At 69.1% G+C, this 14,782-nt stretch carries 11 protein-coding genes; 1 reads left to right on the top strand and 10 read right to left on the bottom strand.

Features of this window, described 5'->3' with window-relative positions; all coding sequences use genetic code 11:
* Nucleotides 1–13: 13 nt before the first annotated feature.
* The 3 genes from IB242_RS00985 to IB242_RS00995 all read right to left on the bottom strand — a co-directional run bounded on the left by IB242_RS00985 (nucleotide 14) and on the right by IB242_RS00995 (nucleotide 6,739).
* Nucleotides 14–2,836: a TonB-dependent receptor gene (locus IB242_RS00985; protein WP_192275331.1), complete on the bottom strand. Its 2,823-nt coding sequence runs from the start codon at nucleotides 2,834–2,836 to the stop codon at nucleotides 14–16.
* 493 nt (nucleotides 2,837–3,329) lie between these two features.
* Complete coding sequence (locus IB242_RS00990) at nucleotides 3,330–5,825, bottom strand: acyl-CoA dehydrogenase (RefSeq protein ID WP_192275332.1); 2,496 nt, start codon at nucleotides 5,823–5,825, stop codon at nucleotides 3,330–3,332.
* Entirely contained in the window at nucleotides 5,822–6,739 is a 918-nt protein-coding gene (locus IB242_RS00995) for an alpha/beta hydrolase (protein WP_192275333.1), read from the bottom strand. The genes IB242_RS00990 and IB242_RS00995 overlap by 4 nt, the downstream gene beginning before the upstream one ends.
* A gap of 165 nt (nucleotides 6,740–6,904) precedes the next feature.
* On the opposite strand from IB242_RS00995, the gene IB242_RS01000 reads away from it, so the two are divergent.
* On the top strand, nucleotides 6,905–7,498 hold the full coding sequence (locus IB242_RS01000; RefSeq protein WP_192275334.1) for a TetR/AcrR family transcriptional regulator: 594 nt from the start codon (nucleotides 6,905–6,907) through the stop codon (nucleotides 7,496–7,498).
* Between the two features lie 87 nt (nucleotides 7,499–7,585).
* On the opposite strand, the gene pepQ is transcribed toward IB242_RS01000, so the two are convergent.
* The 7 genes from pepQ to rph all read right to left on the bottom strand — a co-directional run bounded on the left by pepQ (nucleotide 7,586) and on the right by rph (nucleotide 14,698).
* Nucleotides 7,586–8,908, bottom strand: a complete 1,323-nt coding sequence (pepQ, locus tag IB242_RS01005; RefSeq protein ID WP_192277606.1) for a Xaa-Pro dipeptidase — start codon at nucleotides 8,906–8,908, stop codon at nucleotides 7,586–7,588.
* 76 nt (nucleotides 8,909–8,984) lie between these two features.
* Complete coding sequence (locus tag IB242_RS01010; protein WP_192275335.1) at nucleotides 8,985–9,326, bottom strand: PilZ domain-containing protein; 342 nt, start codon at nucleotides 9,324–9,326, stop codon at nucleotides 8,985–8,987.
* Nucleotides 9,323–11,653, bottom strand: a complete 2,331-nt coding sequence (locus tag IB242_RS01015) for a DUF1631 domain-containing protein (protein ID WP_192275336.1) — start codon at nucleotides 11,651–11,653, stop codon at nucleotides 9,323–9,325. Before IB242_RS01015 ends, IB242_RS01010 begins: the two co-directional genes overlap by 4 nt.
* Nucleotides 11,654–11,745: 92 nt before the next feature.
* Complete coding sequence (gene hemW, locus IB242_RS01020; RefSeq protein ID WP_192275337.1) at nucleotides 11,746–12,903, bottom strand: radical SAM family heme chaperone HemW; 1,158 nt, start codon at nucleotides 12,901–12,903, stop codon at nucleotides 11,746–11,748.
* 69 nt (nucleotides 12,904–12,972) lie between these two features.
* A complete protein-coding gene (gene rdgB / locus IB242_RS01025) occupies nucleotides 12,973–13,584 on the bottom strand; it encodes an RdgB/HAM1 family non-canonical purine NTP pyrophosphatase (protein ID WP_192275338.1) in 612 nt (203 codons plus the stop codon).
* Nucleotides 13,584–13,973 carry a VOC family protein gene (locus tag IB242_RS01030; RefSeq protein ID WP_192275339.1) on the bottom strand — a complete coding sequence of 130 codons (390 nt, stop codon included), beginning with the start codon at nucleotides 13,971–13,973 and terminating at the stop codon, nucleotides 13,584–13,586. Before IB242_RS01030 ends, rdgB begins: the two co-directional genes overlap by 1 nt.
* The gene (rph, locus tag IB242_RS01035) at nucleotides 13,970–14,698 is read right to left on the bottom strand and encodes a ribonuclease PH (RefSeq protein ID WP_192275340.1); all 729 of its coding nucleotides are present in this window, start codon (nucleotides 14,696–14,698) and stop codon (nucleotides 13,970–13,972) included. Before rph ends, IB242_RS01030 begins: the two co-directional genes overlap by 4 nt.
* Nucleotides 14,699–14,782 lie beyond the last annotated feature (84 nt).

Consider the following 14,782-nt stretch of genomic DNA (forward strand, 5'->3'; position numbering starts at 1 on the left):
CGTCAAGCATCCATCAGAAGCGGAAGCTCACGCTCGAGAAGATGTAACGACCGGCCTGGTCGTAGCCACCCACCGAGTTGCCGTTCAGCACGAGGCTGCCACCCACCATCGGCGGCTCGCGATCGAACACGTTGTTGACGCCGAAGGTCAGCGTCGCGAAGCTGCCCAGGCTGACCGAGCTGGTCAGGTCCAGATAGTTCTGCGCCCCGATGCCGTTGCCCTCCAGCAGCTTGTCCGTGGTCAGACCTTCGCCGGTGAGCTCATCCTTGTAGTCCAGTTCGCCGATGTAGCGCCAGCGCAGGCCGACGCTGTAGCGGTCGAACGAGTAACGCAGGTTGGCGAAGTGGCGCCACTCGGGCGTGTTGCACGCCGGGTTGATCAGACCGGCGCAGTCGTACGACACCGTGCTGGCGCCCACGATCGGCTCGTAGTAGTCCTTCAGCACGTAGCTGCCGGCGAACGAGGCAGTGAAGCGACCCGGGCCGGCCTCCCAGGCGTACGAGGCGGTCAGGTCGACGCCGGTACGCTCGAAGATGCCATTGTTGCCCGTCGGGTTGATGACCATGCCGGCGGTCGCGATGTCCTGCGAGGTGCCCGACCACAGGTCGCCGGTCAGCGGGTCGCGGCGGATCGCGTCGCACATCAGCTCCGAGGCCATGCAGGCGTTGATGATCGTCGCCGCGGGGACCTCGGTGATCGCGTTCTCGATGCGGATGTTGAAGTAGTCGATCGCCAGGTTCAGGTTGCGGATCGGCTCGGCGGCCAGGCCGACGGTCCAGGTGCTGGCCTTTTCCGGCTGGAGATTGGCGTCGCCACCGAGGAAGCGGTTGTACTGGTCGGCCGGGCTCTTGGGAATGTTGCCGTACTGCGCCGCGGTCACGCCGGTGCGGGCGCATTCGGCGAGGCTGGCGACGGGGTTGGCACCAGCGCACGGGTCGTCACCGCCCCACAGGCCCATCGTCTGTGGCGTGTAGAGGTCGTTCAGGCCCGGGGCACGGATGGCGCGGTTCCAGCTGCCGCGGAACAGATAGTTCTCGGCGAACTGGGCGCTGAGACCGAACTTGAAGGTGTCGGTCTTGCCAGAGGTGCTGTAGTCCGACGAACGGTAGCCCAGTTCCACGCCCGCGCGGTCGAGTACGCCCAGGTCGGTCACCAGCGGCAGTGCCGCTTCGAGGAAGTACTCGGTGACGCTGACGCTGGCGTCGAGGTTGGTGTCGGCGCCGCCGGCACCGGCGAAGTTGCCAGCCAGCGAATCGCTGTCCGACTGGCGGGTGAAGCTGTTGGTGCGGCGCTCGTAACCGAGCACCAGGCCGGCGTTCTCGCCATTGGCCCACGGCAGGCTGAAGCCGAGGTCACCGGTGACATAGGCGTTGACCGCCGAATAGTCGGTGTTGCGGATCTGGAAGCTGGTGCCCGCCAGCGCAGCGGCCGCTTCCGGCGAGACGTTGTCGTTCCAGATGTCGTACGGCAGGCATCCGGCGAAGGAGCCGGCCGGGCATCCCATGGCCGCCTCGTTGATGCGGCTGAACAGGAAGTCGTTGTGGCCGGTGTTGACCCAGTTGGTGCGACCGGTGGTGTAGGACGCGTCGTAGGACCAGGCATCGTTGATCGCGCCCTGGAGGCCGGCGACGATCCGGTAGGTCTCGGTTTCCGAATCCTGGATGCGCGGGCCGCCCTCGACGTTGCGCTTGTACATCGCGATGCGCACGGTGTCGGTGGTGACTCCGGCGTCGGCGCAGAGGCTGCCGATGTAGTCGGTGTCGCAGGCCACGGTGATGGCGGAACCGAAGGTGCCCGACTCGGCGATCTGCATCGAGCTCTTGCGGTTGACGAACATCGCCTCCGCATAGGGCTTGAAGTGTTCGTTGATCTCGTAGTTGGCCATGAAGCCGGCGGTGAAGCGGGTATCGGGCCGCTGGTAGTAGTTGACCGGCGCGTAGTTGTAGACGTTCTGCCCGCGTGAGAACGTGCCGTTCCCGTTGGAGACCATCCAGACACTGCCGGGCAGCAGGAAGTTGCCCGGATCGGCCGTGCCCGAACCGCCGCATGCAGTACCGGCGGCGCTCAGGGCGCACGAGGAGTAGTCGCGGTCGCCTTGCATCAGCGCATCGTTCTCGCGCCAGGTCGCCCAGGCGACCGCATGACCGTTTCCGCCGAAGCTTCCGCCGATCGCCACGTCGACGTTCTTCGAAATGCCGTCAAAGCCGGAGTCGCCGCTCGGGTACGTGAAGTCCCGCTGGTCCATCAGGCCCTGGATGTAGGAGTTGTCGTTCTTGTGCTGATAGGCCGAATAGCCGAGGTTGACGCTGACGCCTTCGAACTCGTCGTCGAGAACGAAGTTCACCACGCCGGCAACCGCATCGGCGCCGTAGACCGCCGAGGCGCCGCCGGTCAGCACGTCGACGCGCTTGACCATCGCGGCCGGGATGATCGACAGGTCGGTGGTTTCGAACGCACCGGACGGCATGCGGCGCCCATTGACCAGGGTCAGCGTGCGTTCTGCACCGAGGCCACGCAGCGACGCGGTGGCGTAGCCGGTGGACGGGTTGTTCTGGAAGTTGTCGAAGCTCAGGTCGAGCTGTGGGTACTGGTTGACCAGGTCCTCGACCGTGGTCGCGCCAGTCAGCTTGAACTCTTCCGCGCTGATCTCGGTCACCGGGCTGGTGGCCGTCATCGTCTGGCTCTTGATGCGGGTACCGGTGACGCTGATGGTGTCGAGCTGGGTAACGCCCGCACTGTCCTGTGCGAGGGCGATGCCGGTTCCGGCGAGGGTGGTGGTGCTGACGGCAAGCGACAGGACGATCGCATCACGCAGTTTGCTGGTACGACACTTCATCTGGCTCTCTCCAAAGGGGTGGAAGTGCTTGTTCGTGTCCAGTGGGGCCTTGTCAGCCTGTGGGGGCGTGGGGCCTTCGAGTGGCGGACGGATCGATACTAACCACAGAAACTTGATTATTAAAGAAGCGTGAATGGGGTGCGTCAAAATGGTGAAGTGCATGACTTCATGCACTGTCCTGGTGCGCCGTAAAGTTTCATCTGTTACCGAGATTGGTAACTCTTGGAGTGCTCTGAGTGCCTTGCCCGCGACGTGGCCGGCCATCGCGTAACCGGCAGGTGCCGATACGAGGCGGTGCCCGCAAGGCCTTGTCCTGCCGGTCTCAACGCGGACGGGGGCGCCCAACGTCTGTGGATCGGGCAGTCGGGATCGTCCCGGCGCCCCGCGCGCCGGCAGCGGGCGGTCGCGCCAGCTGGATGGATCCCGGGCGCCGGACACGATGACGGCGGGCCTGGGCCCGCCGTCGGTTGGTGTCAGCAGCGTTCTGGAGCGGTCAGGCCACTTCGCGTTCCTGCGCCGGGCTGGCGGCCTCGGTCTGCGGCGGGGTCTTGTCGTAGTAACTGGCGGCGCGCAGTTCGTGCGCGTCGAAGTCGTCGACGGTGATGGTTTCCAGCGTGATCTGGCGCAGCTCTTCGAGCAGCGCACGCTCTTCGAGGGTGATCACGCCTTCGCGCACGGCTTCCTCCAGCTGTGCACCGAACTCCAGCGCCTCGATGCCCTTGGTCTTGAGCGCCTTGAGGAACTTGCGCTCGACCGGCTCGGCTTGCACGGCCTTGGCCAGATAGCTGTCGATGCGGCCGCCGGGGTTGTTCTCGCACGGGGTGAGGAACACGCCGGTGCCGAGGCGGTCGCGGGCCTCGTTCGGGGTCATCAGCAGCGAAGCGACGCGGTGGTTGAGACGGTCGCCCGGCGCTTCGGCGCGACGACCGAACGGGAACACCAGCACCCACAGCGCCCAGCCCACCGGGCGGATCGGGAAGTTGCGCAGCGCATCGCTGAGCGCGGTCTCGATCACGTGGAAGCTGTTGTACATGCTCCAGGCCAGCAGCGGCTTGTCCGCTTCCGGCGCACCTTCGTCGTGGTGGCGCTTGAGCACCGCGCCGGCCATGTACAGGTGGCTGAGCACGTCGCCCAGGCGGCCCGACAGCGATTCCTTGAACTTCAGCTTGCCGCCCAGCAGCAGCATCGACACGTCGGCCATCAGCGCCAGATTGGCTGCGTAGCGGTCGAGCTTGCGGAAGAACGGGCGGGTGTAGTCGTCCCCCGGAGCGCTGCCGACCTTCGCCCCGGTGATCGCGAACCACAGCGAGCGCACCGCATTGGAGATGCCGAAGCCGATGTGGCCGAACAGGCTGCGGTCGAACTCGTCCAGGCCGGCCTTGCGGTCCGGGTCCTGCGCGGCCTTCATTTCCTTCATCACCCACGGATGGCACAGGATCGCGCCCTGGCCGAAGATCAGCAGGCTGCGGGTCATGATGTTGGCGCCCTCGACGGTCACGCCGATCGGCGCGGCCTGCCAAGAGCGGCCGGCGAAGTTGCGCGGGCCCAGGATGATGCCCTTGCCGCCGATCACGTCCATCACGTCGGTGATGACCTCGCGACCCATCGTGGTGCAGTGGTACTTGGCGATCGCCGACGGCACCGACGGCACGTCGCCGCGGTCCACCGCGGCCGCGGTGGCCTGGGCCAGCGCGCTCGCCGTGTAGGCCTTGCCGCCGATCCGGGCCAGCGCTTCCTCGACGCCTTCGAAGCGGCCGATCGACAGGCCGAACTGCTTGCGGATGCGCGCGTAGGCGCCGGTCACGCGCGCGCCGATCTTGGCGCCGCCCGAAGCGGTGGACGGCAGGGTGATCGAGCGGCCCACGGCCAGGCACTCGTTGAGCATGTTCCAACCCTTGCCGGCCTTCTCGGCGCCGCCGATCAGCTGGCTCAGCGGGATGAACACGTCCTTGCCGCGGATCGGGCCGTTCTGGAACGGCGAGTTCAGCGGGAAGTGGCGGCGGCCGATCTCCACGCCGGGCGTCTCGCGCGGCAGCAGCGCCAGGGTGATGCCGATGTCCTTGGTGTCGCCGATCAGGCCGTCCGGGTCGTACATGCGGAAGGCGAGGCCGACCAAGGTCGCGACCGGCGCCAAGGTGATGTAGCGCTTGTCGAAGGTCAGGCGCACGCCGAGCACGTTGGCGCCGTTCCACTCGCCCTTGCAGACGATGCCGAAGTCCGGGATCGAGGTCGCATCCGAGCCGGCGAACGGACCGGTCAGGCCGAAGCAGGGCACTTCCTGGCCGACCGCCAGGCGCGGCAGGTAGTAGTCCTTCTGCTCCTGGGTGCCGTAGTGGTTGAGCAGCTCGCCCGGGCCCAGCGAGTTGGGCACGCCGACGGTGGAGCTGACCACGCTGGAGACCGAGGCGATCTTCTGGATCACCTTGTGGTGGGCCAGCGCGGAGAAGCCCAGGCCGCCGTACTGCTTGGGAATGATCATGCCGAAGAAGCGGTTCTTCTTGATGAAGTCCCACAGCTCCGGCGGCAGGTCGGCGTGGACGTGGGTGATCTCCCAGTCGTTGATCATCCGGCACAGCTCTTCGGTCGGGCCGTCGAGGAAGGCCTGCTCCTCGGCGCTGAGCTGCGGCTTGGGATAGTTCAGCAGCTTGTTCCAGTCCGGATCGCCGGTGAACAGCTCGCCCTCGAAGCCGACCGAGCCGGTTTCCAGCGCGATGCGTTCGGTCTGCGACAGCGGCGGCAGGATCTTCCGGAACACGCCGATCAGCGGCGCGGTGATCAGCGGCTTGCGGATCGCCGGGATCAGCAGCGGCACCGCGATCAGTGCGGTGACGACCGCGACCACGCCCGTGGCGACCGGATGCGCGCCCAGCAGCAGGCAGGCGACCAGGGCACAGGCGACCAGGGCGGTCCAGGTGGCAAGGCGCAGCCGGTGATAGGCGGCGAACAGACTGACCAGCAGGAAGGCCAGGATGGGTGCGGCGATGCTCATTGGATGACTCCGGTAACGGGCTGTGCGGCCCGGTGCGCGGCGGAGGTCCCGGCCCCCTCGGTCCGGGAGAGCTCCGCCATGTATTCCAGCACGGTGGCGGTAAACGCGGTGTTGTCGTCGCCGGCGACCATGTGGGTGGCCTGCGGCAATTGCACATGGCGCGCGTGTGGCGCCAGGGCGAGGAAGTCGTCGATGGTGTGCGCCGACACCAGATCGCTGCGGCCGCCGCTGACCAGCAGCAGCGGGCACCGCACGGCACGCGCGGCCTCCGCGATGGCGTCCTGGTGGCGATCGCTGTCGCGCGCCAGTTCGTCGACCAGGCGCGGATCCCAGTGCCAGTGCCAGCGGCCGCCGGCGTCCTCGCGCAGCAGTTCGCGCAGCGCCTCGGGCGATTTGCGGCCGCGGCGCTGCGGCAGATAGGCGGCGATGGCGTCGGCAGCGGCGTCCAGCGACGCGAAGCCGTCCGGGAAGGCGGTCATGAAGCCGAGGATGCGCTCCAGCCCGGCGCTTTCCCAGCGCGGCGTGATGTCCACCAGCACCATCGCCCGGAACAGGCCCGGCCAGCGCGCTTCGGCCAGCAGACCGAACAGCCCGCCCATCGAGGCGGCCACCAGCACCGGCGGCTGCGGCAGTTCGCCGGCCAGCACGATGAGGTCGTCGGTGAACTGCCCGCCGCTGTAGGCCAGTCCGTCCGGATTGCGGCCGGATCCGCCGTGCCCACGTGCGTCATAGGTGAGGCAGGGGTGCCCGTGCGCGGCGAGGACGTCGGCGCTGGAGGACCAGGCACGACGTGTCTGGCCGAACCCGTGCGCGAACACCAGCGTGGTGTCGGCCTGTTGCGCATCGCGCTGCCACAGGCTCGCCGCCAACGGCATGTCGGCACCCTGCAGCTGCAGTTCGCGCACAAGCGGCATCGCGTTCTCCGGAAAGTCCGTACCTGATGGTATGGATCGCCGGCGGGAGAAGTCAATACGACTGCGTATGGCCTGTCCCGCGACATGCCGCCGAGCCAGCGGTGGCGCGGTTTCCGCGGCAACCAACGTACTGCAACGAACTGCGGCGTATGGTTAAATCCGGCCATGACCACGACGCCCGTTCCCGACCAGACCCCGTCCTCTCCCCGCAGCGGCCGCCTCAGCGCCAATGACTGGGCGCAGGCCGCCCTCGACGTGATCGCCGAACAGGGCGTCGCGGCGGTGGCGGTCGAACCACTGGCACGCCGTCTCGGCGTGACCAAAGGCAGCTTCTACTGGCACTTTCCATCGCGCGATGCGCTGCTGCAGGCGGCGCTGGAGCGCTGGGAGGACGTCGAGCAGCAGCAGGTGTTCGGCAGCCTGGAGGAGGTGCCCGATCCGCGCGAGCGGTTGCGCGCGCTGTTCCAGCTGGTCGGCCACGAAACCAAGCCGCATGCGATCTACAGCGAACTGCTCAAGGCGCTGGACCATCCGGCCGTGCAGCCGGTCGTCGAGCGCGTCTCGCACCGCCGGCAGGAGTACCTGACCGCCTCGTTCCGCCAGGCCGGGCTGGGGCGCAACGAGTCCCAGCACCGCGCGCGGCTGACCTACGCCGCGTACGTGGGCTTCCTGCAGCTGCGCGCGCAGCAGCCGAAGATGACGCACGAGGAATTCGAGGAGTACCTCGAGCACGTGATCAACACGCTGATCCCGGTGTAGACGCCGACGCACCGGAGCCACGCCGGGTGCCGCCGGCCCGCGACCCGCCGGCGAGCGGTCGCCGGCAGGCCGCCTCTCACGGCGACGTCACTGCGCGAAGGCGGGACGGGTCAGGTTCTCGGGCGCATCTCCGGTGCACAGCACCTCGTCCTCGATGCGGATGCCGCCGTAGGGGCGGAACGCGTCGATGCGCGCCCAGTCGATGCTGTCGGCGTGGCCGTTCCGCTTCACTTCGTCCAGCAGCATGTCGATGAAGTACACGCCCGGTTCGATCGTGACCACCATGCCGGGCTCGAGCACGCGGGTCATGCGCAGGTAGGGGTGGCCGTCCGGGCGCGGAATGGTGCCGCCGCGGTCGCTGGCGGCGAAGCCGGCCACATCGTGCACCTGCAGGCCGATCGGGTGTCCCAGGCCGTGCGGGAAGAACGCGGCGCTGACGCCGGTGGCGACCGCGGCTTCGGCCGACGCCTTCAGCACGCCGAACTGCTTCAGCACGCCCATCAGCGCCAGATGCGCATCGAGGTGCAGTTGCCGGTAGTCCGCGCCCGGACGCACGCTGGCGCACATCGCGCGCTGGGCCGCATCCACCGCATCGATCATCGCCTGGAACTCGCTGTTGCGTTCGGCGGCGTAGGTGCGGGTGATGTCGCTGGCGTAGCCGTGGTGGCTGGCGCCGGCGTCGATCAGGAAGCTCAACGGCGTCTCCGGCGCCTGCCGGTCCAGCTCGGTGTAGTGCAGCACCGCGTTGTGCTGGTTGAGCGCGACGATGTTGCCGTAGGGTACTTCGGTCGCGTCCTGGCCGACTGCGCTGCAGTAGGCCATGTGGATCTCGAACTCGCTGGCGCCGGAACGGAACGCACGCTCGGCGGCGAGATGGCCGGCGGCGGCCTTGTGCTGTGCCACCCGCATCAGCGCGACCTCGTACGGCGTCTTGTACGAGCGCTGGTAGTGCAGGTAGTCGAGCGCGGCCTGCGGATTGTTCGGCGCGTAGTCGCCCAGCGTGCTCTGCGCCTCGCCCAGGATCGCGCAACGCGCGACCGGACCGGGCAGCAGCGCCAGCGCCTCGTCCGGGGTACGGATCACGTGCACGTCCATGTGCTCGACCCACCAGCCGTTCGGCGCCTCCGGCACCACGTGCCAGTAGTCGAACGGCTGCAGGTAGATCACCTTCGGGCGCTGGCCGGGCGTGTACACCAGCCAGCTGTCGGTGACGCGGGTCAGCGGCAACCAGTGCTTGAAGTGCGGATTGGCCGCGAACGGATAGTCGCGGTCGTCGAACAGCTGGTAATGGCGGCTGCCACTGGGAATCAGCAGATGGTCGTGGCCACTGCGCGCCAGCGCCTCGTCGGCGCGGGCGCACAGGACGGACAGATGCTGCGGATAGAGGGCGGAAGGATCGGCGGCGTTCATCGGCATCGATGCCTGCATGGAAACCGCTAGTGTGCCCCATCCACCCGCCGCGGCGCCGCGCGTGGGCGGCATCCGTTCAGTGCGCGGCCGTCTGTCCCGCTTCGACCCAGGCACGGATGCGCATGCGTTCGCTGTCGGCGATGGACAGGAAGCGGAATCCGCACCAGCTCTGCCCGGGCGTGTTGGCTGCGCCCAGCCAGAGCAGGTGCACGCCCGCCGACAACGGCGGCCCACCGTCGTCGAGCTGGAAACGGAACTGGTACAGCGCATCCTCGTGCAGTTCGGTGCCGGCCAGCAGCAGCATGCCGCTCTCCGACAGGTTGCCGAGGTGGCCGACGACCGTGTCGGTCATCGTGTCGAGCACCGGCGTGCTCTGGGCGACGTTGCGGCGCGGTGCGCGTCGCGACTCGTTGATCATGCGCCTGCGCCTCCCAGCGCGGGTTCGGACGTGCGTCCGGCCAGACCACGCAGTGCGCGCAACGTGGCATGCCAGGCCCGGTCGATCAGGCGCCCCTTGTCCTCGGTCACGATCCGCGCCTGGCCATGGGCCATCAGGCGCGACAGCGCATCGAGCGAATGCTCGCCCACCTTCTGGCCGCGTGCGTTGACGAACAGCGCGTTGTCGGTGACCGGGCTGTACCAGGACAGGCGCTGGCGGCGCACGTCGCCCTGCTGGTTGAGCACGAACTCGAACCAGGTGCCGAACGGCAGCGTGCGCAGGTGTTCGTAGCTGGCCTGTTCCTGCGCGTTGCGCGGCGGCGGGGCCGGCTTCTTCGCCTCGCCCTGGTCGCCGAGGCGGGCGCGTGCCTTGAGCTTGGCGGTGAGCTCGGTGCGCGAGGTGGTCTCGTCGTCGTCGCTGCGCGAGAGCCGTCGCGCGATCGCGCTTGCCTCGTCTTCGTGGTAACCGACCTGGCGCAGTGCGGTATCGATCTGGCCGGCGAGCACGCCGTCCGGCGTCGCCTGCGGATCGCAGGTGGTCGCCACGATGCGCGCGGTGGCGGCGTCGCGCTCGCGCCATTCGGCCGAGTTCTCGCCATGGCGCAGCGCGGTCAGGGTCAGTACGTCGGCCCACGCCTGTTGCAGCAGCGCCTGCACGAACTGCGGCGGTCTGCGGCCTTCCAGGTGCGAGGCGATGGTGCGTGCGGCGCCCTGTTTGGCGGTCTCCAGCCGGTCGCGACCACGCGCGGCCTCGATCTGCCGCCGCTCGCTGACCTCGGCCTTGCGCGCCTGTGCGCGGTGGTGCTCCTGCACCTCCTGGTTGGCGCGCTCGAACACGGTTTCGTCGCCGTCGTACTCGTCGACCACGCGGCCGACCGCCTGTTCAAGCTTGAGCACCAGCTGCGGATCGGCGTCGTCGTCGGCCAGCCAGGTCGCACCGGACTCGGCGACCGCGTTGAGCAGTTCCCGTGCCGGATGCTGGTCGCGCACGAAGAAGCTGCTGTCCTGCACCGCCGCGCGTGCGACCGGTACCTGCAGGCGTTCCAGCAGGTCCTGCGCCGGCGTGTTGGCGCGTACCTCGCGGCCGACCTCGCGATAGAGCATGCCGAGCAGGTCGAAGGTGTCCGCATGCTCGGGCGACAGCCCGGCCTTGGGGCCGTGCGCGCGCCGCATGCGTTCGAGCATGGTGCGGCGCAGGTCGTCCATCGTCCGGTGGCCGCTGCCCGGCTCGCGTGCCGGCGGCATCGCCTGCAGCGCGCCGAGCGTGTCCACCACCGCCTTGAGCGGCATGGTGAGGCCCGAGGCGGGCGCGGTGCCCTCGGCCGCGGTCTGGCCGCGATGCCCGGCGAGCAGATCGCGCAGGGCCGAGTACACGGCCTGCTCGGGAATGGCGGGCGATGTGGCCGATGCGGTGTCGGCGCCTCCGCTGGCCGCTTCGGCACGGGTGCCGACCAGGCCGTTGAGCAGGGCGCCACTCCAGGCCGAGCGATGGCCCTGGCCCTGCCAGCCGGTCAGCGGCTTCTGGCTGGCGGCGCCGGCCGATCCCGTGACCGGCGGGCGGGGCCGATGCTGGCCCTGCGTGCGTGGCCGGTAGGGCAGGTAGACCAGCCCGGGCAGCACGCCTTCATGGGCCAGGTGTACGTTCATGCGCTCGACCAGTTCGCCGTAGCGCTCCATCACCTGCAGCTCGAAGGCGCGATAGAGCTGCAACTGCGCGTCCAGGTTCAGCTGCAGCGTCTCGCCGGCATCGCGCATGATCCTGCACAGGGTGTAGGGGCCGAGCGGGAGCGTGGCCGCGTCGAAGGCGGGTCGCGCGGCGAGCACGCCGAAACGCTGGCCGAGCAGCAGCAGCGAGGTGCCGCCGCGCTGGGTCTCGCGCCGCGCGATCTCGCGCAGCACGATGTCGCGGTCCAGGTCGGTGTCCTCGACCAGGGTCAGGCGCTGGTACTCGAGCGGGCCGAGTGGCGGGGCGGGATCGTCGACCTCGACCGGCGGCGGTTCGCGCAGGCCTGCAAGCGCTGCTTCGACGCCGGCCATGAAGCGCGGCGCCAGCGCCGGTCCGTGCTGTTCCAGCAGCCTGAGCTGGGCGAACCAGTCGGCCTGCTGCTGGTTGTTGCGGGACTGTTCGGCCAGTTTGAACAGCTGCCGCTCGAAGCTGTTCAACGTCAGGGTCAGTGCGGTCCCCAGGCTGGATCCGACCAGCGCATTGAGTCCCTGCAGGATCTGCCGCACGCGGGCGGGCAGGACCGCCAACGCAAGCGTCGGCAGCGCGGCACCCGTGGCGGTGGGCGGGCTGGTGGCGGACATCCAGTGTCTTGCATCCGGTTTTTGTGACGTATTTAGCACGTTTGGCCAGGCCGGCCAAACGGCCCGGAGGCGGACGCGGGAGCGCCGGGCGGTCAGTCCAGGAACAGCTCGATCACGTCGTTGGCGAAGCGCCGGCCGAGCTCGGCCGGCATCACGTGCGTGGCCGAAACGGCCAGCCATCCACGTTCCGCGGCCATCGCCAGTCCGTCGGCGATGGTGGCGCGCGGCAGACCGGTGCGGACCTCGAAATCGGCCAAGGCGAAGCCCTCGTGCAGGCGCAATGCATTGAGCATGTACTCGAACGGCCGCCGGCCGGCGTCGATGCGGTCGTCGCCGCCGATCGAGGCGGGCGTGCCGGCGCTGTCCATCCAGGTCGTCGGGTGCTTGTGCTTCCAGCGGCGCAGGATCTCCTGGCTGGCGCCCAGGGTGATCTTGCCGTGCGCGCCGGCGCCGATGCCCAGGTAGTCGCCGTAGCGCCAGTAGTTGAGGTTGTGCGCGCACTGGCGGCCCGGGCGGGCGTAGGCGCTGGTCTCATAATGCGCGTAGCCGGCCTGTGCGAGCAGCGCCTGGCAGCGTTCCTGGATGTCCCAGGCGCGGTCGTCGTCGGGCAGGTCGCGCGGCGGACGCGCGTGGAAGACGGTGTTCGGCTCCAGCGTCAGCTGGTAATGGCTGATGTGCGCCGGCTGCAGCGCGAACGCGCGCTCCAGGTCGGCCTCGGCCATCGCCAGGTCCTGGCCGGGCAGGGCGTACATCAGGTCCAGGTTGAGGTTGTCGTAGCCGGCGTCCTGGGCCAGCTTGACCGCACGTTCGGCCTCGCCGCTGTCGTGGATCCGGCCCAGCCGCTGCAGGCAGCCGTCATCGAAGCTCTGGATGCCGAAGCTGATCCGGTTCACGCCGGCGGCACGGTAGCCGTCGAAACGGCCGTGCTCGGCGGTGCCGGGGTTCGCTTCCAGCGTGATCTCCGCATCGGGCGCGAAGCGCAGCCGTGCGCTCGCGGCCTGCAGGATCCGGTCGATCGCCTCGGGCGGGAACAGGCTGGGCGTGCCGCCGCCGAAGAACACGCTGTGCACGGTGCGGCCCCAGACCAGCGGCAGGTCGTGCTCCAGGTCGCGCACCAGCGCGTCGACATACGCCTCGAACGGCAGCGCGCCCCTGGCTCCGTGCGAATTGAAATCGCAGTACGGGCATTTGCGCACGCACCAGGGCAGGTGCACGTACAGCGACAGTGGTGGCGGGATCAGGCTGGGCATCGCGATGACGGGGTCGGTGGGCAGGCCGGACCGGGGCGCCCGTGCGTGGCCGTGGCGGGTGTCGGTGGCTCAGGCCAGCGTGTGCAGGCGCTGCGCCAGCTGCTCCAGCGCACGGGCACGGTGGCTGAGCCGGTTCTTGGTGGCAGCGTCCATCTCGGCCGCGGTCAGGCCGTACGCGGGATCGAGGAACACCGGGTTGTAGCCGAAGCCGCCGGTGCCGCGTGGTGCGAAGGTGATTTCGCCTTCCCAGCGGCCTTCCGCGATCAGCGGCTGCGGATCCTCCGGGTGGCGCAGCAGCACGATCACCGCGTAGAAGCGGGCGCCGCGCTGGCCGGCGGGGATGTCGCGCATCGCTTCGAGCAGCTTGGCGTTGTTGGCCGCGGCATCGGTCGGCGTGCCGGCATAGCGCGCGCTGTACAGGCCGGGCGCGCCGCCGAGCGCGTCGACGATCAGGCCGGAGTCGTCTGCCAGTGCCGGCAGGCCGGTGACGGCGCTGGCGTGGCGGGCCTTGATCAATGCGTTCTCGACGAAGGTCAGGCCGGTCTCGGGCACGTCCTGCACACCGAGCTCGCTCTGGGCGACGATCCTCAGCGGCAGCTGCGCAAGCATCGCGCGCAGTTCATCGAGCTTGCCGGCATTGCCGCTGGCCAGGACCAGGGTGCGCGTGGTGGCGTTGGACATCACTTCAGCTCCAGCAGATCCCACAGGTTGCCGTACAGGTCGCGGAACACCGCGACGATGGCGTAGGGCTCGTCGCGCGGCGCTTCGAGGAATTCCACGCCGTTGGCGAGCATCGCCGTGTGATCGCGATGGAAATCGCCGGTATGCAGGAAGAAGCCGACCCGGCCGCCGGTCTGGTTGCCGATGCTGGCGCGCTGCGCGTCGTTGGCCGCCTTGGCCAGCAGCAGCGCGGGCGCGCCGTCGGCGGCCGGCGCGACCACGACCCAGCGCTTGCCGTTGCCGCGGTCAGTGTCCTCGATCAGGACGAAGCCCAGCGCCTGCGTGTACCAGGCGATGGCTTCGTCGTAATCGGCCACGACCAGCGTGACCAGGGCGATCTGCCGGCTCACGGCTGCGCCAGTGCCGCCTGCTGCGCGTCGAACAGCGTGCGGATGCCGCTTTCGGCCAGTGCCAGCAGCGCGTCGAGTTCATCGCGGCGGAAGGCGTGGCCCTCGGCGGTGCCCTGCAGCTCGATGAAGCCGCCGCCGTCGTTCATCACCACGTTCATGTCGGTGTCGCAGTCGCTGTCCTCGGCATAGTCCAGGTCCAGCACCGGCACGCCCTTGTAGATGCCGACAGAGACCGCGGCGACAGCGCCGAACACCGGATTGCGCTTGATCTCGCCGCGCTTGAGCAGCCAGTTCGCCGCATCGACCAGGGCCACGTAGGCGCCGGTGATCGCGGCGGTGCGGGTGCCGCCGTCGGCCTGCAGCACGTCGCAGTCCAGGGTGATGGTGCGTTCGCCGAGCGCGCCACGGTCGACGCACGCACGCAGGGTGCGGCCGATCAGGCGCTGGATCTCCAGCGTGCGGCCGCCCTGCTTGCCGCGTGACGCTTCGCGGTCGGAACGGGTGTGGGTGGAGCGCGGCAGCATGCCGTACTCGGCGGTGACCCAGCCTTCGCCCTTGCCGCGCAGGAAACCCGGCACGCGGTTTTCGACGCTGGCGGTGCACAGCACACGGGTCTCGCCGAAGCTGACCAGCACCGAGCCTTCGGCGTGGCGGGTGAAGGCGCGTTCGATGCGCACGGCGCGCAGCTGATCGGGGGTGCGGCCGCTGGGACGGGTGATGCTCATGGGTGCTGTACCGGAAAGGCGGGGGAGGGTGCCGGAATGGCAGGCACGTGCGCTGGCCGCGGCAGGCGGCGAGGGGCGTGCGGG

The organism is Xanthomonas sp. XNM01 (assembly GCF_014851915.1).
GTDB lineage: Bacteria > Pseudomonadota > Gammaproteobacteria > Xanthomonadales > Xanthomonadaceae > Pseudoxanthomonas.